The following is a 19,777-nucleotide window of genomic DNA, read 5'->3' as shown; positions in this document are numbered from 1 at the left end:
TCGTGATGTTCAGGTACGACCACCCGCGTTATTCGAGGTTCTCAGGCGCTCATGCCAAACCCCTTCACAAATTTCCTCGATTTCTTCCGGCGTGAGTTGTTCGATTTGTTCAGCATAAAACTCATCGTCTGCTTTACGACCAAGAATCTGTAAAACCTTGGGATGCAGATCAAACTCTGGGTGCCATGCTAGTGCGTGACTAACAAACTTCACCTCATCTTCCTCGTCAATCAAGCCGTATTGGCGCGCTCGCGCGGCCGCCGCGACCGCCACGTCGACTTCATGCTGGTGCGGTTGACGATCCTGGTCGTAAGCATGCAGCGCAAGCGCACGGTTCACGATGCCGTGGCGATGAATCGCCTGCCACTGCGCGGCGTCGAGCTCGAACTCGTCCCGACGGCCCATGGTATTCAATCGGCTCACTGGCATGGCACTCGCGTCGAGCGTGTGCCATGCCTGGATCGGTCCCAACAGGGACTGTTGCTGTACCGGCGACAGCACGTGCCATAGAAGCGCAAATGCTCGTGGGTCGTAAAACCTCAACAGGCAAAGACGATCTCGATCGTCACGTTGAAGCATCATGCGAGAGCAATGCGACGCAACCTCTTGCGGTGCCGCCGTAGTCGCGAGCCAACCACCGATGCGTTGCCCCATGCCTTCAGCCATCGCCTGCGGCCGACGATCGTCAAATGCCAATTCCACGCTTTGCGCAAGCGCATCGGCCCCCGCGGTACTTTCAAGATCCAGCTCAAGAAGATAAGGGTAATGCGCTGGCGACACTGCCTCATGATCGATCGTCAAGTCAATCCTGGAGAGACTTGCTAGCAATTGGCTGCCGTCGGCGGCGGGATCATTTTGAGTCGGATCGATAATGAGCAGGCAACGCATATCTGGGTGTCGACGAAACCAACTCTTGAGAGCCGCCACCTGCTCCCGGACCTGAGGTGCACCGAGATCAACAGTGGCTGGATAAGGGCGATCGTCGCGCCCGTGTGTCTGCGTAGATTCGACCATGCCTACTCCAGCGGTACGCTTGACGCGCTATTAGCGGATGCGGTCGCGGTTTTCCAGGAACATCCCTTCGTAACGCTTGTGATCGGCGTGGGCAAGCGCATTGACGATGCCCCCTGCTTGCTCCAAGACGCGCCTTTTTCCAAGATCTGTCCGCTTGTCCCGTTTTCGATGAGCTCAGATGTGATCTTGATGTATGAACCGCCCGCGCCGATCCAAATTTCCTTATCCGCGGAGATCACGACCTTGCCGCTCGAACTGGTAATCGTCACGTCGTTGAGCGCGGCGAGCTTCATCTCATCGCTCTGCGCCTGGATCTCGACCTTGCCCTTGCTGGCAAAAAGCTTGATCCCCGCATTCTGTGCAAACAGGCTGATCTTCTCCATCACGCTGGCGATGAGCGATTTACCCGCTGCCACGTTTGTGCTCTTGCCACTGACAATATTGACTTGCTGGTTCGCCGTGATATGAGCCGAGTCCTGCGTCGACAGGCCAGCGCCCGCGGGGCTTGCAATAAGCATGATTGGGGTCGAGAAGCCATTTGCGTTACCCGTGCCCCCGCCCCCCGTGTTACCGCCAACACCACCACTGTTGCCCGCCACGTTATATTGCGTCGCATCGGTAAGCTTCTTGAGTGCGTCCAAGCCGTCCTGCAGGCTTTCAGCCTGATTTGATGTGCTGGCCTGCGACGCGAGCTCGGTGACACTTTCCGCGCTCGCCAGTTGCTCGCTTGCCGCCGTGACGTTCATCGGCTGGGCAGCGTTTGCAGGATGGGTCGAGACATACAGTCCCTGGCCCGCGCGAATTGCGCCATACGCGTCCGATTTCAGGTCGAAGCCGCTGCCCAGGTAAGCCCCGCGCGTGTTGCCGTTCTGCGCAACCAGATACCCCAGGTGGAGCTGAGAATTCGCACTTGAGCTGTAAAGTTGCATACGTGGCTGGGACGTCGAGTCATCCAGTACCATCTGGCTATACCCGCTGCCGCCGTATTCCTTTGACCGATAACCCGACAGCAGTCCATTCGAATGCCAATTTGGCGTCTTCGAGCCGTTGTATACGCGCCCCGTCACAATCGGCCTGTCACAATCCCCGTCGACCCAATCCACCAAGATTTCTTCGCCCACACGGGGCACGTGCACACCGCCGTAACTGCCACCCGTATCCGACATCGCCACCCGTAGCCAGCACGAGGCATTCTCGTCTCCGCTATTCAGCCGGTCCCACTCGAACTTGCCCTTGATGCGGTTCAGCGAATCCGTGTAGACCTCCGAGCCTGCAGGTCCCGTCACGGTCGCCGTCTGAATCCGCATCTGCGGCTTCCTGTGCTCGAACGGGCTGCGGTACGGCACACTCATGCGCTGCGCTTCAACCAGCGTCAAGAAGAAGCCAGCACTCCCACCGCTCGCGGACGCACTCAGTTTTGCGCTCCCGGTCTTCTCAGCCCCCAGTTGGTCACCGAGGTAGTCTGCACGCGCATCGGCTACTTCGGTCTCCAGGCTCCCGGGCAATGGTCGGGTGTTGCCCGTCGACAAGTTATTTGCGATAAACCACCGCACGTCGATGGCGAGAAACTCACGTTCCTGCTGCACATCATTCTGGTGGTCCGGGTGATTGCGCAACTCGAAATATCGGCCCGCGTCCATCCGGCGGATACTGCCCGCGCCATGAAACCGCTTGGCCCGTGACTCCATCTCCTCCATCCGCAAGGTAGCCAGATGGTCGCCACGCTTATAGTCGGGCCACGTATATTTGCCGGTGTATTCGTAGACTTCGGTCTGCTGCGGCAAATCGCCCTGGTTAGGTAGGGTATCCTTGCTGCGCGCCTTGCTTGAGCCCGGGGATTTGTAGTCGCCGGTGACACCGGTATAGCGCGTGCTCTGCAGTGTGCGGGTTCCCGACCAATGCGAAAATCCTTCCACCTCGGCGTCCATCTGTGCACGGGAGAAATCGATCTGACCGGGCTGCAGTTCGTCGCAGTAGTAGTTGTAGTCCGTGATGATCATCGTGTGGGACTGCCCATCCGGCGACTGCTCGAAGTAGAACCACAATCCCTCCGACTCCAGGATCCGGTGCACGAAGTTCCAGTCGTCCTCGTACTGCATGCAGAACGAGCGTTGCGGCAAGGGATCGCGCAGTTCCCCGAACAGCTTGAACTTGAATCTGCCCCGTGCCTGAGGATGCGCATTAAACACGTCGGTCAGTATGTCGATGACTGTTGTATCTTGCCAGATCCTGGCATCCTTACGAAAGCGCAGGAAGTGAAGCCAGGACGCAAATTCCAGTTGCGTATGGACGAGCCCACCGTCCATGCCAAGGCGACGCACCGTATGCACGTAACCATGATGCGGCTTGTACGTTTTGTCGTTCTGGCGTATCCAAAGCGTGACGGGCTGTGCGATCAACTGCTTGAGTTCGAGCTTGCGCGACGTTGACACCATGTCGACCGTGAAGCTGTAACCGCGACCGATGCGTGAGTGCCCTACCGCGCGCAATGGCATCAATACATCCTTTCCCGCCGGGGTATCGAGCTTCAGCGGCCGGTTGTTCTGTACCCCCAGCGGGTTACTGGACTGGATCTGCTCGTAGGCATCCATGATTTTTTTCAGTTCGTTTCACAGCGCGGTTACGCGCTGTTGGTCATCGTTTTCATTAAAGCCGGCTTGGCTTAGTGGAACAGCAGGTAGCGCCGTCTACTGTCTACCGTCTACCGCACAAGTCACGGCACGACGGCCGCCTGAGCATGGCACGCGTCTCTCGGCTACAAAAAAGCTGGTCGAACAAACACAAATCGAAACGCATGATCGCATCGCCCGTGCACACAAGATGGATAATCCAACACCGAAATGACTAGTCCGTTTAACTAAGTCGGTAAGACTAAAAGGTAATAGTACCGGCCACTACCAGACAGTTCAATATTGTTTTGAAGACAATGGCGAGCGAATAACGGCAACCTTCGATTGAGGAGCATTTATTTCCTGCCTCTCTCGCGCTAAGCAATATTTACGCTGCTCGCGCCGGAGGCCGACCCGTCGCGATTTTTATTTAAAGCGATCGAAGGATATCTTTTAACAATTATTCATTGCTAGATATCGGTTCTAGATGCCATGACTATCTTGGTACGACAACCCCGCATGATGCCCGTCGCGCTCGTGATTTTCACCGTCGGACAGATATTAGCCGAGCAGCGCTTTCCGTTTTTCTAACGTCATATGGCAGAAATTCGGCCGAAGCGGTCGTTTGGGCAATGTCACAAAGACAGTTGCAGGTTGGGACGGCGGGAGTTGCATAGGTTAGGCAGACTTCAGGTTGTGGTCAACGGTTTTGTTCGTAGAGCGATGCAAGGCTTCGGAGAGAATCCAGAGATCCTTCACGCCGCTGATCTTGCGGAAGTGCTTTTCGGCTTCCAGAAACCCGGCCGCTGTCCAGCGTAGCGCCATATCAGCATCACGATAGCGCGTCACACGACGCGTGACGCGACGCACCGCGCCGTTCGGATTTTCAATGATATTGGTCGTCGGCAGGCAGCGCATCAGCGCAGGCGTCAACCCCAGTTCGTTGACCGTGAACGTTTCCTCCAGTCCCTCGAGCAGCGAGGCCGCCGCGTCCGGGTAGTCTTTCGCCAGCCAGGCGGCCTGCGTCTTGATCCGGGCAAGTCCCTTTTCCGCTGGCAGCTTGTAGGCTGCCTTCATGACGGCGGCGACCTGCGAAGCGACTTCCCGGGGCAGCCGCTCAATGACATTACGCACCTTGTGCGTGCGGCAACGCTGCACATGGGCACGCTCTCCGAAGACAGCCTCAATGGCGCAGCGCAGCGCCTTGGACCCATCAACAACAAACAGGTACTCACGATCGGTGGGCAAGCCGCGATCGGTGAGGCCTCGCAGCAGGTCCTTGACGAGCTCCGCATTCTCACTCGACCCGCTCGCAAGCCCCATCAGGTGCTTGTCGCCCTCGCTGTCAACGCCAATGGCCGCAAGGATATGTCGCTGGTCGACGATGATGCCGTCCATGTAGATCGCGAGAATGTCCTTCTCGTCCAGGCGCCGCTCCATCAACTCGGAAAGCGCCTTCTCGCTGGCCTTGACGAACTCGCGCGAGATGCTGCTCTTCGAAATGCCCACGGAGCTGGCCATCTCCGGAAGAACCTTCGCGTACTTGCGGGTCGACACGCCAGTGACCATGATGTCGTGCACGCGCTTGCCAAGGCGCGGATTCTGGCTCAACTGCTCGTAGGCCGGAATCCCCACTTCGGCCCCGGCCTTGTTGCGCAGGCGCGGGCGTTTGACGTTCAGCTTGCGCTCATCCATCACGGACCCGTCCTTGCTGAGCGAACATCACCCGCTGCGCGCCCGGGATGCTTGTCACCCGCGACTTCCATCGCGGAGAGGACAAGCAGCTGCTCGATGAGGCTGCGTCCGGCGTCATGCATCAGTTCGTTGATGCTCGTCCGGGTGTTCTGGACCAGATCGAGCAACGGTAGCAGCATCTGACTGTTTTGCGCAAAACAGGCTTTCAGCGCGTCCTCATTCTGCTTCTCAACGACGCTGAACGGCACGCTGGCTGTTTCACGATTCTTCTTGGTATGCTTCAGTTCGGCGGTTCTCCTGTCCGTGGAGTTGGTCCTGGAAACCCGATTCTCTCGGATTCCCAGAGGGAACCGCCGCCTTCAACCTTCAACTATGGCTGGGACATTACCGCGAGCGGGAACCGTATCGATAACGTCCCGACACAGGATATGTGCCCTCGACGGAAACGTAAAACCCTACTGATGCGACCAAGACAGCCGTAGAATGTCACTCATCCATTAAAGCGCGCGGATTTTATGACAACGATAGTTTTTGTGGTGAGTCACTTGGGCGCGGTGCATGGGGGTATCAACGTTTTCAACGCGGAAATGCTCCCGGTTCTAGCAACCTATGACGACCTACGTACCATTTGCCTGGTGCCCAGCACGCAATGCGTGGACAAATCACTTTCACACCTCACACGCGTTCTTCCTTTAAGGAGTACCGGTGACAAATTTTTGCTGCCCATCGACGATGCCGCGCAAGCCGTCACTTTGTTGAAGGACGTTGGGCGGATCGATGCAGTAGTGGGACACGATGTAGTTACAGGGGATTTGGCTATCGAGATTGCTGATAAACTAGGTGCAAAAAAGATTTTGATTCATCACATGGCATACGGGCGCTACATCGCATTAATGCGCGACCCGGAAGCGGCGAGGGCTAAGGAGAAACATCAACAACGGCTTTTTCCTAAAGCTAATCGGTGCTTTGCGGTTGGACCGCTGCTTTTAGATAGCCTGAAGGATATCAGGCGTTTATCTGAGGAGATGCCTGAACCGAAGCTTTTACTTCCGCCGTTGCTCAGCATCAAGCCCTCCTTGACGCCGCGCAGTGCTCCCAGGATCCTTTACTCGGGCCGAATTGAAGCCAGCAACGATGCGGTCAAACAGGGAACGCTAGCGGTACGAGCCATCGGACGAGCATTGCGCCACTTGGCGGAAGATGTGCAAGACGCAAGCGTAGACATTTATGGGTTTGATCCAGACCAAGCTTTGATCGACGAGTTCAGAGAGCTTCTCGAACGGGAGGCCGGTTATCATGTACCCGTCAAGTGCTTGCAGTTCACAGACTCGCGCGCCGAGATGCTCAACGTAGTCAAGGATGCCAGCCTTTTTGTGATGCCATCCGTGCATGAAGGGTTTGGCCTTGTTGCATGGGAAGCCATGTGTTGCGGCGTCCCATTGGTCGTTTCAAAGAATTCAGGCTTCTACCGCTTTGTACAGTCACTCGGACAAGCGGCGTTTGTCGATGGTGTATCGGTGCTACATCACAACACCGACGACGCTGTTAATCAGCAGATTGACGAGGTAGCCAATCGAATTCGATCTCGAATTGAATATCCGTTGGATGCACATCAACGAGCCGAAAAATTGCTGACAGCGGTGCGAGCACAAGGCGGCGTGAGAGAAACGCTGGATGACTTTGTCGTTGAGTGTGGCTATCCGCTCAAAACGTCGAGCAGCCAACATGAGGCAAAGCCATCTAGCTTAAGCAACCTCGCCCCTTTGATTGAAGACCTTACGATCGATGTAGATGTTGGACTGGATGAACAGGATCACGTTGCGTTTCGTTGCATCACGACCGTCCGACGCATTCAGAGTGTATTTTATGCTCTCTGCAATGGGATTTCGGGAGCGAGTGTCAGGGTCAAATCGAGTTACTTAGACAGATTGCTTGAGATGGAGAGTTCTGATCCTGACGCAGACTTGCGCGTTGATGCAGCGCTTAGGTTCAGGGCAGATCAACCTAAGATTAAGAAACTAGAGGAATTTTTGAACGGAGCGTTGCTCTCGCTTGCGGCACCGGATTTCGCCGATCTCCCATTTCCCGAAGATCATTACCGCGCATTGGCGTTCGTACAGTTGATCGAAATTCTCGGCACGCCTACGTCCGAAGAGGAAAAGACGTACATCGACGCAGTGAGGTTCGAACCTTACAAGACTTTTAGTGTGCGGATTTCAACGAAATTGCTAGAGAGTAAGGATTTCTACGAGCCGCTATTCACGACAAATGATGGTGCCACGTTGGGAGATCTTTGGTTTGACTGCTGTAGTGATATCGCTGCGGCGTACCTTCGGGCTTTCTATGCCAAGTCAATTGAGGACGGTACGCAACCCCCGCCATTGGGGCGACTTTTAGAATGGCGAATTGGCTCACACTAGGAGCGTCGGCGTCCTATTAATCATTGCCTTGCCAGCACTAGCTGGCTCTGAACTCTTCCCGCAGAGGTCATTGTCACTCGAAGGAAAGATAGGAAGATGAGTCACTGTCCGATGCCCGAACCCTCGCCAACTAAAGAATGCTGAAAATACGGCGCATAGGGGGCAGCCTTGGCGCATTCAATGATTGCGGAGCAATATTCGACGGACGATTCATCGCGTCGTCCGTGGGAAAGCCAATAAAGTCTGCCGCGGTTACAACCGTGAGGAATGGGCGTCCAAGATTGCCGTCTCCATGAGGATAGGGGTATGTCGCTTCTCTGCCGTCTGTGCCCACTAACTCGCGCTAATCGCGCCGCTATGAAATCAGGGTGCGCCAGTCGACACCCCCCAACTGTCGAGCATCGGGCAGGTGTTGGAGCGGAGGCGCCGTTCCAGCGACCGTTGTAAGACGCACCCGAACGTCTCAAACTGGCCGATCTCGATCACCCGTCAACGGTCACGAAAGCCGTCATTCGTCGACCGCCGCCGATGAGGGCGCGCATTGGCACGGCAGCCCTTCCCCATCTTTACGCCCTCCGCGGAAACGCTCTACAAATTTAGTTGATATATAGCTACAAAATTACTTGTGTAGGCGGTAGAAACCGCGTTTTTCAGGAATTTTAGACCTATGCAATGGTGATAATTCATTCGATTACCGTGCCGCCATGCGACGTGGTATCGCCTTCGCAAATGATGGCGCGTTTTGCCAATTAGCCCTCTCTAGGATGTTCTTTGGTATAAATTTACCACGCGCGGTGATACATGCCGGCGGACGCCCGTCGAGTGGGCCAACCTATCCTACTGCGCTGCGCAGGCTGGCTCAGCCGCCCGCGGCACTCCAGGTGAGCGAGCGCGACGTGGTCTTTGCTCGCTTACGCGGCGTGCATTTGCCTCGCTGGTTGAAACGACAGCCGCAGACCGAGCGCACCCGCGATTTTCATGACGGTCGCGAAGCTCGGATTGCCTTCGCCGGACAGCGCCCAGTAAATGCCCTCGCGGCTCATGCCGGTGTCGGGAGCCAGCTTGCTGATGTTCCGTGCGCGCGCCACGTCGCCAAGCGCTGCCGCGATCAAGGCTGGGTCGACATCTTCCATGACCGCATCCAGATAGGCCGCAATCTCTTCCTCGGTCTTGAGGTAGCCGGCCGTATCGTATCGACTGAATTTGACTGCATCCATGCTTACTCCTTCCACTGATGTGGCGCGACGAAAACCCTTTTTTAGCAGCTTAAGATTTCATGTTGGCAACGATCGCTAAAGCATCTGCCATTGCAATCGTCGCATCCACGAGGTTACCAACGATAAAAGTAAGCAATTGGTCGGGGAAGCGTCGGAGAATACCGTCGTCAGCAATACGGTGACCTTTTTCGCTGTCTTTGACCCATTCTCTGATGTAGCTCGGTGTCGATTCTTTGATGCCCTTTAGCATGGGATCTCGATCGTCCGACCTATATATGCGCAGGCCGTGCTCCAACGTAGCAGCGAGTCGCCATTGGTTCGATGTCCAGCGAGTTGGCGAGTCAGCAGGGGCATCCGTAACGACGCTTGGATTCCGACTGAGCCAGTCTGCAAACATCCAAACCGCGATTGTGTAAGCTTGGGTACCAACAGATGGTGCGTACATTTTGTGTGTCGACGTCAAAATTTTGGTACAGGGGTGAAAATATTGCCTTGCTATCCGGGTAAGGCAGTTTCGATCGATGCAATATCGCTTTTATTGATTAACCGTGTATTTGCGCAATTGTTAGATCGCGCGGCATTCTTCTTTGAATAGACGTCGAGATATGACAGCGGTAAATGCTACTCCTTATTTTGAATCCGGCAATAGCAAAAACGGGACTGTAAGATTTTTTGTGCTCAGTTCGGTTGCGGCAAGCCGCGTTGCGGAGGGCAGCGATTCAGGATATCTCAGCCGCAGGGATGCGTGAGGCGCTCTTCGTACAGTATCGGGAATTGTTTCACGGCTCCTCTCCATTCGTGGGCTGCGCGCTTCCAGTCGGCCGTTATATTGCGCCGCGCCGACCATAGCGGTTTAGTTGCGGCTGGCCGCTAGGGAAGTGACCGCGCGTGCGGATGATTTTGCGTGGACTCGCGTTTGCGCTCTCATGGGCATTCGCCGCGTAGATTATCTTTCGCATTGCCTACGGGAACGTAAAGGGGGTTCCACGCCGGAACCGCCGAAAATTCCGTCAAACGGGCACAGGCAAAGTGCTCATCTGTCCGTGAAAGAATGTTCCTTAACCAGTGCAACCCCAAGAATGCTTGTGCGACAGTGGCAACGGGGGAATATTCGAGAAATGTTTCACGCGTGAGCCGTTTCGCTAACCGCCAGTTTTTCGGTCAAACACGGCTCCAGAGAGAAGAATACTTATCTCTGGAGTGCACTTTGAGGCAACGAGCATCGCGTGCCACGCCGCGACCGGAACCCCCTCCAACAAGGCGTTGCGGCCGAGAAATGGACATCGGCGACGGCGTTTCCTGAGCGCAGACCGGGCATGACGGAATTTTCGGCGGTTCCGGCGTGGACCCCCTAAAGAAGGGTATCACGCGCTCCCAAGCTCGTCGCCATGCTGCGGCCACTATCGGGTAGCTTCCCGCACGCCAGCGTCGGCCCGAAATCAGCTTAGCGCTCACGAATGGTGCACAGCGCTTGCACGGCAATACCTGGCGCCAATTGGTGATTGTTCGGTTTGGACACGAAACCTGTTACTGCCGTCCTCGAGCAGGCGCGCTGCCAAGTGTTGAACCTGGTGTAGGGGGATAAACAAGGTTCGGTCTTATGCTCTGCGGAGCATAAGACCGAACCTTGTTCGAGGCCCTTTTTGGGCCTCATCGGGGTCGGCGTGCTTCAGCAGGTACGTCGGTATTGTCACGTTGTCGAGGCGTTCGGGTAAGCTTGGCACATGAAAACCTCGTCTATTTACCGAGCCATTACGACATTCATTTTATCGCTTTGCGAAGTCGGGTCGCACATCTTCGATATCCAAAAGCCAAGCGCAATGCCTATCGCATCGCAAATGACTTGCCCCCATTCGATGTGACCCCGCGCGGGCAGGTGCCCGCCGATGGTAACGAATGGTTGTTGATATAGCTCATACCAAAAGGACACACATTGAAGTATTAACGCGAATGCGCCGTATACGTAGTGTGTCGTAATAGGCTTGCTCGGCTTGTCCCCTCTCTTGAGTATGCGCGCGTCGTACCACACGTTGAATTTTACGATAGCAAGTGCTAACGCGCATACTAAAAGCTGCGGCGCTATCGCATGACCGGCACCAATAAAGTAACGAAATCCGTGATGGTCAAGCCATTGCCGCGCGACGTAGGATGGCAGACACACAAACAAAGCAACCGCGCACAAACCCCCAAGCGGTTGCCATCCGATGCGGAACTGTTTAGCGCCTATCACGATCCCGGCGAAGTACATCGTCAATCCGGCGAAGCCGAACAAGTGCGCTAGTTCGGCGCGTCCGGGCCAGGGAATCAAGACATAAGCGCTTTCAAGTGCAATTCCCAACAAAACGGCTACGGTGCCGATATTGCTCAGGTACGTTTTATTGGTGGATTCGCTCATGTTTGAAAGGTCAAAGGCTTGTCTACAGGGAAAGGGATTACGGGCCTCCCGGCGCTACAGGCGATGGTTTCGGGTAGTTAAGCTGGGGCGCTTACTCATTCGGAGGTGTCGCCGTGCAAGCATTTTACGTCACGGTCGACATGGCCCAGAGTGCAAAAATTCATATATGTCGTGTGGGCGGCGTTGCCGATCGACCAATCAGGCTTACCCGCCACGTAGGAAAGGCCGACCGCCGCGCAATAAAAGATCAGCACGTGTGAACCAACAATAGTGTTTGACACACGGCACCGTTTTCAATCAAGGACATAGCGTCGCGGTCGCGCTGGGGCAACACGAATAAAGTTTGACACAACAGCCACCACGCACAAGATGCCATAGATACTGCGACAATAGTGTTTGACACAAACATCACCGCAGACGCCGATCCGACCTTGCTGCGCAGCTTGTTTGACACCGTGCCCAACGGGTTTCTGTGTCAAACACTATTGTTTTGTGTTTGACTTTATTGTTTTGCCACAGCACGGGAACCGCGAGCATGGCAACGAGTTTCATCCGCATTTTTCCTATCAAGCTAATCGCCGCTGCCCTACGTGCCAATATGACCTGCGTCACCTCTTGCTGTTAAATTAGTGAGCAACGAGGTACCTTATGCAAGTCAATCCTTCACGTGAGCGCGTTATGGCCGAAGCCCCCAAGTCGTCTGGCATCAAAGGACAAGCGTTGCCCGATGACGGCCCAAATAGCGCCCACTCGGAAGTCGTCCCGCGAGCCCCGCGTCGACGCTTTTCTCCGGCGGACAAGAAGCGAATCTTGGAGGCGGCGCAGCGCTGTACGAAACCTGGTGAGGTCGGCGCTTTGATGCGTCGCGAGGGCGTCTATTCTTCCTCTTTGAGCACTTGGCGCCGCCAACGCGAGAGCGCCGGACTCGAAGCGCTAGCGCCTAAGAAGCGCGGCCCTAAACGGGATGAGGCCCGAATCGAAGCACGTCAGCTCGCGCTTGTCACGCGTGAACGGGACCGCTTGCAAGAGCGCCTGGACAAGGCCTTGCTGGTGATCGACGTCCAAAAAAAACTGGCCGCCTTGCTGGGGATGCCTCTCGACGACCACGAAACGCCGTAATGGCCGCTGTGGCACAGCTCGCCCCGGTACTCGGCTTGGCCGCAGCATGCCGAGCATTGGATGTGCCACGCGGCTTGCCTGCGCGCGATCGCGCGTGCAGGCGCGGTCAGCTATTTGTCGGACCTATGCCACGTAAGGTATCGCGCAAGTCGCCTCCGTTGGCACTTAGCGCCCAGGAACGTGATGTATTGCGCGATGTGCTCAACAGCGAACGCTTCGTCGACACTGCACCTGCGGCGGTCCATGCCACGCTTCTCGACGAAGGGCGCTACTTGGGCTCGGTGCGTACGATGTATCGCCTTCTTGCCGCCGACGGCGCCTCTGGCGAGCGTCGGCCGCAACGCGTGCATCCCATTTACGCGAAACCCGAACTTCTTGCTGTTGCGCCAAATCAAGTCTGGTCTTGGGATATTACGAAACTCAAAGGGCCTATAAAATGGAGCTATTTCCATTTATACGTCATCATCGACATCTTCAGCCGTCACGTCGTCGGCTGGATGATTGCGCATCGCGAAAGCGCGCAACTCGCTGAGCAATTGATTGCCGAGAGCGTGTCGCGCCACGAGATCGCGCCGGGCACGTTGACGCTGCACGCCGATCGCGGCACGAGTATGCGATCGAAGGCCGTCGCCGAATTGCTCTCAGACTTGACGATCACGCGCAGCCACAGCCGCCCGCATGTGTCGGACGATAATCCCTTCTCCGAAGCACAATTCAAGACGTTGAAGTACCGCCCGGACTTCCCTGAGCGCTTCGGCTGTATCGAAGACGCTCGCGCACATTGCCAAGCATTCTTCACGTGGTACAACACGGTGCATCGTCATTCTGGTATCGGGTTTATGACGCCGCAGAGCGTTCATAATGGTCTCGCGCAAGGGCTACGCTTAACCCGGCAGACGAGCCTTGACGCCGCCTTCGCGGCAACACCGCACCGCTTCAAAGGCTGCCGTCCCCAGCCGCCGCAATTACCCACGGCGGCTTGGATTAACCCACCACCAAAGACGGGGGCATCAGCGCTGAATACAAGCGAGCTTTACGCAGTAAATTTATGAACCCAGGTGTCGCAAAGTCATTGACACGTTCCGTGGCGTTCGACCGATCTGTGCCCCGAGTCAACCCAACTTCCGCAACGACGATAGCCAAGGACGCGTGCGCCAGTAACCGTCATTGGCAAAGCTGTTCAAATCAGCAATCAGCTTTGCACCTCGGGAGTTCACCGTGTCGATTAGGGTCAAGCTATGAACGCATAACCTGGACATACTGGCGTGCGACATGTCCTCATAGTGAATCGTCATGTCCCGAAAGAGTGTCCGGAACGCGCGAATGTGTTCGTAGACGAACGCTACTTCGTGGGCAAGCGCAGGACCAAGCAAGCCGAGCTTCGACACGCTTGCGTCGAATACAGGACTAGCGGGCGGCAGGTATTCGTACAACGTTATTCTAGCTGCCTCGTCTTTGAGCGTATCCACAATGCTATGGAGCATGGTCTGCAACATGGGGACACCGGTCGCGTGCGACGCCAGTTCGCCAGCCAGTGCACCGGCAAGAGCCTGACCGTCGCGAAAGCGCTTGAAGTCTTCCCCAAAAAAGTTGTTCAGATAGCCACCTGCCAAAACACCGACAAGCGCAATCAGTGCTGAATTGGTGTCGCTCACGCACAAACTCTATAAAAACGTAGATTGCAACCGACTTCGCCGCCATTCATAATTTGACGGACCTCCGGGTTTCCCGGAAATGGAAAAAAAGGATTGAGAAAACCGGAAGCGTTTGTTGTCCCCTGTTGCTCGATGGCGTCTTGAACACCTTGCTGAATCTGGACCAGGGTCTGACTCACAAATTCGCGTAGTTCCATCCTCTCCTCCTATATGTGGTAAAGGACATTATCATATATAGGCGCGTGCCGAGATGCCTTGTGGGTGGCCGGTCAGGACAATTGCCCTGACCGGCCAAAACGCTGCCTATGTCGGCAACCCGCGCTCTTAGACGATGCGCAGTTGATTAGATATACGCACCCAAAATGGAGCAGTTCCAGCCGACCGCTTCAGTCAATATGTTTTTACAATAGGGACAGCGTTTCGCTATAACATTTAAGGCTTTCTTCAAGTGTTACCAAGCCAGCGTGGAGAAGCACCGAGCGCCCAAATTCACTATTGAACTCGTACATGCGCCACTCGTTCATGGCTTCTGCAATTGTACGTACCTGGGACTGGCTCTCGGCTCGATGCCACGGCCACCGACGCATCTTATTACTGGATGGTGCATTCACCTCCACGATACGCTCCCGGATCGCAATTTCCCAGATGCGTCCAGGGTGAAAGGTTTTATTATTGGGTTCCAGCATGAAGATACGTACGCAGCCAACAGGTAATGGCCCAAGCTGCTGGAAAAGCGGGTCCAGAAAGGCTTGCAAAATGTATGGCGATGTGTGAAAGCGGAGCTCGCTTTCACTGCAGTGCTGAACCATTATCGCCACACAGGTTTTGTCACCCTCCAAGGTCAAAAAGCTCGACTTCCAGAAAGCCGCGTGGGGCTTCCCGCTATCAGATGCGAAATAAAATGGCCGATACCCTTGCCGGTTAAACCGCATCGAGGTATCTCGCATGAAATGTGAGTGTGGCATCGAGCGCCATTGGCCGTCGATATCCAACACCTCGATGTCAGACCGCGCAATGCTTTCCTTTGACCACCTGTCCTCAGTATCTAATGGCCCGGATTTAAAGAATAGCCATGCCCAATCGGGGAGCGCGTCATCATCAATCCGATTGAAATTCCGAAAGAAGGGATGATCTTCCCGGACTCGTTGGAATACACACATCTCTGTCCAAGTCTGCCATCCCATATTAAGTTTGGCCGAGGCTAAATCTTTCCAAAAAGAAATCGCATAGATAGCCAGGCTCTCCGGCAGCGTAGATGCTACCTCTATAAGCGGAGCATGCTTCCAACCGCCTTCTGCGATACTCCAGCGGCGGGCGCGCAAGGCATTCCCCTTCATTCGGCGATGGGATAGCAGGGGATCGTATCGATATAAGTAGGTCATGTTGCCTAGTAGAGAGATATCTTTCCTATTAACGGCACTCACTTTGCAAAAATTAAGCAGCCGTTTCAAAAAGATCTGAAGGGACCGTTAACTTTATGGGCGTGCTAGGCGCTTCAGAAAACGATAAATAAAGCACGTTACGAAGCTCCCTTCGTCGGTTTCGTTTTGTGCCTTCGCAATCAGAACGCCTCCTCAAGCGCCCGGATGCGACGATCCAATTCCGTTGTGACATAGATGGAGGTCGTCGCCGGCGAGACATGGCCAAGGCTCTCCTGCACGATGTCTAGTGGCGTGCCCGCTTCGATGGCCCGGGTGCCAAATGTGTGCCGCAGCCAATGCGTCGACGCTTTTGCCAGGCGTGCGGCCGCGTGCGGATCTTCAAGAAGGGGGGCGTTCGACGAAAGGGGCGACAAAGTACGCTAAGCCGACAGCGGGCTGCCGGAGTCAGCCTGAGCGCCGGCCGGTTTTTCGCGGGCCGAATGCTTCGGTAATCTGACGGGCGCGTCTGGCGTCGTTTCCATGCAGATACATCGAGGTCGTTGCGATCGAGGCGTGGCGCAAATTGTCGCGCACGCTCGTGAGTTCCGCTGCGCGTGCAATGGCATGACTCGCGTGAGAATGCCTCATCCAGTGAGCACTCGCGCGGTGCAGCTTTTCGGTGAGCGCCGGATGATCGTCCTTAAGTACCTCGGCGGCCGTCAGGAAGAACCGCTGCATCATGTCGAGAAGGGCGGATTCCGGTCGCTACGCCCCTCCCGTCCGCCGGCTTAGCGTACTTTGATGCCCCTTTCGTCAAACGCCCCCTAGAAGCGCTCGACCTAAGTTGGGAGAGTTGTTCAGCACGTTTGCCGGAACCGTCTCTAGCTCCCACCGATGAGCACTGCAGTATTGTTCTCCCGGACGTAACCATTCCAGTTTCCATCGGGGTGCGGTCACGTCGGCATCGTTTAACACTAGACATTTGAAGCAATACGGAAGTCGTCGCCGCGGCGAGATCCACTCCGCTGACGTCTGAATTCGGTCTAGTCGATCACCATTCAATCGTGCGAGCGAAGACAATCGATCTCGGGCACTTTGTTCTACGCAAGGGAAGGGAATCCATCCTACCTTCTCAAGGTGAGGAGACGGTTGATCAACACTCATTTTCCATAGGGCAGTGACGCTGATCCAGTATTTCGTCGCGACGCGCCCTAACCAGCTTCCAAAGGCTTCTTCGTCGAAGGGCCTAGGAAAAAAAGGCCAGTGAAGCGGTGCGTTACTGCATGACCCGCGCAACATGTTCGAGATGCGGCATTTCGATGCATTCGTCCCCACTGCGACGACAGTTTCGCCGCATCGTTTAACAGCGTCGAAATCTATCCAGTGACACCACCGCTAGCGGTAAGGACAAACTGAACGATCTCCCGGCGAGCCAGATCCGAAGGCGTGCGTAATGCTAACACTCGTTCGAATGCTGCAAGCAGGCGACTCAGACTGTCGCTCTCTCTCCAGCGAGGCATTTCGAACGGCGTGTAGCGGCTAAGCAGCATCTGTGCATCGGTCTGCAGCGCGAGAACGCCCTCGCGCGTGCCAACTAGAACCATGCTGGTGCGCAAATCATTGGCTAGATATTTCAGGAGATTCAACGACGCGCGTTGCTCGGGTTGGTTCCTGCAAGCAAGTGATGAACCTCGTCCACCACGAGCATGCGCGGCGCCAATCGCCGCAGAATGTCTAGAGCTAGACGCTCCAGTGAGGCAAGGCCCGCACTAGCATTGTGCGGGGCACCTAACTCGAATAATAATCCCGAATAAAATCTGTGCTGATCCGGTGTGGGCGGCATCTGCATGGACACAACGTTACATTGCTCGACGCCGGTCTTGTCATCAAATCCGTTAGGATGTTTGCGTCGGAACTTCGCGGTTATCTTCGTTTTACCGATGTTCGAGTCGCCATCGGTGACTGTCAAGCAAGTTGGAACATCCGTTATGCTGCCTCTCACCCCTCGATTAAACGCTTATAAATACTGACGCTTTTGTCTCTCCGATGTTTACGTCGCTCTGATGCGCCTGTCAATCCAGCTGCAAATCGGCGGGCGCGCGGGTTCCCGAGGTGTCACGCTCGCGGCCGGCCGCGCCGAGAGTCCTGCCGTCGTGCGAATCGTCAGAACGCGTTATCCTGTTGCTCAAAAAATCCACCCAACCATCGCACGCGCCATGCATATTTTTGTGCCCGACACCAACTTCTTCCTTCAATGTCTTGATTATCAGACGCTCGACTGGTCGCTCGCAACGGAAGAACTTGTTATCACAATCGCGGTTCCGCGCACGGTACAGCGCGAAATCGATCGCCACAAGGACGGCGGTAACGCGCGTCGTGCAACTAGAGCGCGCAATGCCTGGAGCACTTTCGCGCAGGTGATCGATTCCAACGATAACCAGATTACCGTCACAGCTGGAAAGCGTACTATCAGCCTTGAACTGCTGATGCCCAAAATCAGGGCCGAGGATTTCCCCGACCTCGATCTGCAAAACCCAGATGACCAAATCGTGTCAGAAGTACTCTGGTTGCGACAGCAACGCAGCGAGGACGGGGTAACGTTCATTTCAAACGACACGGCTGCGCTCGCAACCGCAAAGTCACAGAAAATTCCCTTCCAGCGTCTGCCAGAGCAATGGATGCTGCCGCCCGAAAAGGACAACCGCGACAAGACGATCGAAGAGCTTCGTAAAAGCGTCGCACGCCTATCGTCCCAGCATCCCGAACTTGCTTTTAATTTGCACGATCAACCCGAAAAACAGGTCTCGGCGCAGGTAACGCTTTTTCCCGCATTGACAGCAACAGAGATTGACTCGCTGGCGCACGAATTTAGTGCTCAGTTTCCGATGACCACAGATTTCCCGCAGGAAGCCCCTTTGCGGAAAAACGGGAGCATATTCGATCTGGTGAGTAGAAGCCTGAACTCGCTGGAGCGGTGGCAACCTGCGGATGCCCGTGAGGTCAAGCATTATCAGGAGAAGGCGTATCCGGCGTGGTTGCAACAGATACGGTCTGATCTGGCAACGATCCACCATCGATTGAACGGTAATCTACTTTCAACGTTCGGGCTTGAACTTGCGAATACCGGCCAGCAGTCGGCGAACAATCTGCTTGTCACTTTCCAGGCCAAGGGTGAAATCATTTTCGGTGTGCCGTTGCGGCGCGGCGATGAAGAAGACACCGTTCAAGAAAAGCCCGCATTCACCCCGCCGCCAACGCCGCCGGCCGGCGCGTACGTAAATATTGCAGATCGCTTTCTAGCCATCAACGCTGCAAAAGACTACTTCGCGCGAAACTTTGAAAGCAATGCGGTCGATCTGACGCGCCTATGGAAGGAACAGCGCCATGATCCCAATGCTTTTTACTGGAAGCCGCATCGTCCGAAACAGAGAACGACGGAGTGGGTGCTGGAATGCGACGAATTTCGCCACCAGCACGAACCTTATGCCACAGATATAAGTTTTCTACCGACCACCGAGGCGGTAGGCAACGTGACCGGCGCAATACGGTGCCTGGCACACGCATCAAACCTCCCCGAGCGGGTTGAACTGGTCATCCCGGTACGCATCCAGATCTCGCGTGGGGACACGGTTGATCAGGTACGAAAAGAGCTATGGGGATGCGGACAAAATCTTGGACTACTTTCATTCGGAGCGTTCAATCGAACCGGTTGAATCAAATACGTTTTATCAACTTATATGGCTAAAAGTGCCCAACGCCCATAAATGGAAAATCCCCCTGTACCTCCTGCCAGACAAGGCTTTCGGGAGGACGTATCGGGTTTACGGGCGCTGAACCTGGGTGCGAAGGTTTTCGATCCGCAGCGCCATGGGCTCAAAGATGGCGCGCATCGTTTCCCGGGAGACTTCCGGGACATCGGCCTGCAGCAACAGGGCAGGCAATTGCGCAAGCAAGGTGGTCCACTGCTGCCAGGTGTGCTCCAGCAGTTCGGCCTTCACCCAGAGATCGCGCTGCGGACGGGCATCGAGAATCGTCTGGAACTCGCGCTCGAGCGTCGCGCCGTCCGAGAGAAGGCGCAGGACGGTGGGCTTGATGGAATCAGGCAGCTCCTGTCCGGACTTTGTCCTGCCGGCATCCTTGAGCCATGCCTGCTCGAAGAGCTCGCCATAGCGGTACAGGCCTGGGTACGTCTGGCACAGCGACACGAGCAGTTCGTTGGAGGTGGTGTTCCAGAGCCGTTGCAGCTCGGGCGTATAGGCAGCCATATGCGCAAGCAGGCTGCGCCGCGGATG

The 19,777-nt window shown here is 55.6% G+C and carries 14 protein-coding genes and 4 pseudogenes; 3 read left to right on the top strand and 15 right to left on the bottom strand.

Annotated elements, in window-relative coordinates:
• Window positions 1–9: 9 nt before the first annotated feature.
• The 3 genes and pseudogenes from SJQ66_RS12065 to SJQ66_RS12055 form a co-directional block, all read right to left on the bottom strand.
• Complete coding sequence (locus tag SJQ66_RS12065) at window positions 10–1,014, bottom strand: DUF4123 domain-containing protein (protein WP_320534397.1); 1,005 nt, start codon at window positions 1,012–1,014, stop codon at window positions 10–12.
• Window positions 1,015–1,016: 2 nt separating this feature from the next.
• Window positions 1,017–3,605: a type VI secretion system Vgr family protein gene (locus tag SJQ66_RS12060; RefSeq protein ID WP_320534396.1), complete on the bottom strand. Its 2,589-nt coding sequence runs from the start codon at window positions 3,603–3,605 to the stop codon at window positions 1,017–1,019.
• Window positions 3,606–4,301: 696 nt separating this feature from the next.
• Window positions 4,302–5,602: pseudogene (locus SJQ66_RS12055) on the bottom strand (IS256 family transposase).
• A gap of 231 nt (window positions 5,603–5,833) precedes the next feature.
• Between SJQ66_RS12055 and SJQ66_RS12050 the strand changes: the two are divergent.
• The gene (locus tag SJQ66_RS12050) at window positions 5,834–7,738 is read left to right on the top strand and encodes a glycosyltransferase family 4 protein (RefSeq protein ID WP_320534395.1); all 1,905 of its coding nucleotides are present in this window, start codon (window positions 5,834–5,836) and stop codon (window positions 7,736–7,738) included.
• A 911-nt stretch (window positions 7,739–8,649) separates the two neighbouring features.
• Here SJQ66_RS12050 and SJQ66_RS12045 read toward each other — a convergent pair.
• The 4 genes and pseudogenes from SJQ66_RS12045 to SJQ66_RS12030 form a co-directional block, all read right to left on the bottom strand.
• Window positions 8,650–8,955, bottom strand: a complete 306-nt coding sequence (locus SJQ66_RS12045; protein WP_320534394.1) for an addiction module antidote protein — start codon at window positions 8,953–8,955, stop codon at window positions 8,650–8,652.
• Between the two features lie 49 nt (window positions 8,956–9,004).
• The gene (locus SJQ66_RS12040; RefSeq protein ID WP_320534393.1) at window positions 9,005–9,205 is read right to left on the bottom strand and encodes a hypothetical protein; all 201 of its coding nucleotides are present in this window, start codon (window positions 9,203–9,205) and stop codon (window positions 9,005–9,007) included.
• Between the two features lie 479 nt (window positions 9,206–9,684).
• Window positions 9,685–9,917 (bottom strand): annotated as a pseudogene (locus tag SJQ66_RS12035) (IS256 family transposase); the annotation flags it as partial.
• Window positions 9,918–10,696: 779 nt separating this feature from the next.
• Window positions 10,697–11,350 carry a hypothetical protein gene (locus tag SJQ66_RS12030; RefSeq protein ID WP_320534392.1) on the bottom strand — a complete coding sequence of 218 codons (654 nt, stop codon included), beginning with the start codon at window positions 11,348–11,350 and terminating at the stop codon, window positions 10,697–10,699.
• A 648-nt stretch (window positions 11,351–11,998) separates the two neighbouring features.
• Between SJQ66_RS12030 and SJQ66_RS12020 the strand changes: the two genes are divergently transcribed.
• Window positions 11,999–13,521 (top strand): IS3 family transposase gene (locus SJQ66_RS12020; protein WP_407691500.1). Its coding sequence is split into 2 segments (ribosomal slippage): window positions 11,999–12,431 and window positions 12,431–13,521, totalling 1,524 coding nucleotides; the frame shifts between segments, so codons are not numbered across the junction.
• Window positions 13,522–13,581: 60 nt separating this feature from the next.
• Here SJQ66_RS12020 and SJQ66_RS12015 read toward each other — a convergent pair.
• The 7 genes and pseudogenes from SJQ66_RS12015 to SJQ66_RS11990 form a co-directional block, all read right to left on the bottom strand.
• Window positions 13,582–14,124 carry a hypothetical protein gene (locus tag SJQ66_RS12015; protein ID WP_320534389.1) on the bottom strand — a complete coding sequence of 181 codons (543 nt, stop codon included), beginning with the start codon at window positions 14,122–14,124 and terminating at the stop codon, window positions 13,582–13,584.
• Complete coding sequence (locus SJQ66_RS12010) at window positions 14,121–14,321, bottom strand: hypothetical protein (RefSeq protein ID WP_320534388.1); 201 nt, start codon at window positions 14,319–14,321, stop codon at window positions 14,121–14,123. The genes SJQ66_RS12015 and SJQ66_RS12010 overlap by 4 nt, the downstream gene beginning before the upstream one ends.
• Before the next feature lie 204 nt (window positions 14,322–14,525).
• Window positions 14,526–15,461: a hypothetical protein gene (locus SJQ66_RS12005; protein WP_320534387.1), complete on the bottom strand. Its 936-nt coding sequence runs from the start codon at window positions 15,459–15,461 to the stop codon at window positions 14,526–14,528.
• Between the two features lie 224 nt (window positions 15,462–15,685).
• Window positions 15,686–15,919, bottom strand: a complete 234-nt coding sequence (locus SJQ66_RS12000; RefSeq protein WP_320534386.1) for a tyrosine-type recombinase/integrase — start codon at window positions 15,917–15,919, stop codon at window positions 15,686–15,688.
• A gap of 31 nt (window positions 15,920–15,950) precedes the next feature.
• Window positions 15,951–16,226 (bottom strand): annotated as a pseudogene (locus SJQ66_RS11995) (integrase); the annotation flags it as partial.
• 72 nt (window positions 16,227–16,298) lie between these two features.
• A complete protein-coding gene (locus SJQ66_RS29680; protein ID WP_407691501.1) occupies window positions 16,299–16,784 on the bottom strand; it encodes a TniQ family protein in 486 nt (161 codons plus the stop codon).
• A gap of 77 nt (window positions 16,785–16,861) precedes the next feature.
• A pseudogene (locus SJQ66_RS11990) lies at window positions 16,862–17,487 on the bottom strand (TniB family NTP-binding protein).
• A gap of 61 nt (window positions 17,488–17,548) precedes the next feature.
• Between SJQ66_RS11990 and SJQ66_RS11985 the strand changes: the two are divergent.
• Complete coding sequence (locus SJQ66_RS11985) at window positions 17,549–19,198, top strand: PIN domain-containing protein (protein WP_320534385.1); 1,650 nt, start codon at window positions 17,549–17,551, stop codon at window positions 19,196–19,198.
• Between the two features lie 108 nt (window positions 19,199–19,306).
• Here the strand turns inward: SJQ66_RS11985 and SJQ66_RS11980 are convergent, their stop codons facing one another.
• A complete protein-coding gene (locus tag SJQ66_RS11980) occupies window positions 19,307–19,750 on the bottom strand; it encodes a hypothetical protein (protein ID WP_320533708.1) in 444 nt (147 codons plus the stop codon).
• Between the last annotated feature and the right edge of the window lie 27 nt (window positions 19,751–19,777).

It is taken from the genome of Robbsia andropogonis, assembly GCF_034047095.1.
Classification (GTDB): domain Bacteria; phylum Pseudomonadota; class Gammaproteobacteria; order Burkholderiales; family Burkholderiaceae; genus Robbsia; species Robbsia andropogonis.
This window is presented reverse-complemented; position numbering and strand designations above follow the sequence as displayed.

Coding starts and splice junctions, on each gene's coding strand:
- SJQ66_RS12065 (WP_320534397.1), bottom strand. CDS start 1,014: ATGGTCGAATCTACGCAGACACACGGGCGCGACGATCGCCCTTATCCA.
- SJQ66_RS12060 (WP_320534396.1), bottom strand. CDS start 3,605: ATGGATGCCTACGAGCAGATCCAGTCCAGTAACCCGCTGGGGGTACAG.
- SJQ66_RS12050 (WP_320534395.1), top strand. CDS start 5,834: ATGACAACGATAGTTTTTGTGGTGAGTCACTTGGGCGCGGTGCATGGG.
- SJQ66_RS12045 (WP_320534394.1), bottom strand. CDS start 8,955: ATGGATGCAGTCAAATTCAGTCGATACGATACGGCCGGCTACCTCAAG.
- SJQ66_RS12040 (WP_320534393.1), bottom strand. CDS start 9,205: ATGCTAAAGGGCATCAAAGAATCGACACCGAGCTACATCAGAGAATGG.
- SJQ66_RS12030 (WP_320534392.1), bottom strand. CDS start 11,350: ATGAGCGAATCCACCAATAAAACGTACCTGAGCAATATCGGCACCGTA.
- SJQ66_RS12010 (WP_320534388.1), bottom strand. CDS start 14,321: ATGGAACTACGCGAATTTGTGAGTCAGACCCTGGTCCAGATTCAGCAA.
- SJQ66_RS12005 (WP_320534387.1), bottom strand. CDS start 15,461: ATGAAGGGGAATGCCTTGCGCGCCCGCCGCTGGAGTATCGCAGAAGGC.
- SJQ66_RS29680 (WP_407691501.1), bottom strand. CDS start 16,784: ATGTTGCGCGGGTCATGCAGTAACGCACCGCTTCACTGGCCTTTTTTT.
- SJQ66_RS11985 (WP_320534385.1), top strand. CDS start 17,549: ATGCGCCTGTCAATCCAGCTGCAAATCGGCGGGCGCGCGGGTTCCCGA.
- SJQ66_RS11980 (WP_320533708.1), bottom strand. CDS start 19,750: ATGGCTGCCTATACGCCCGAGCTGCAACGGCTCTGGAACACCACCTCC.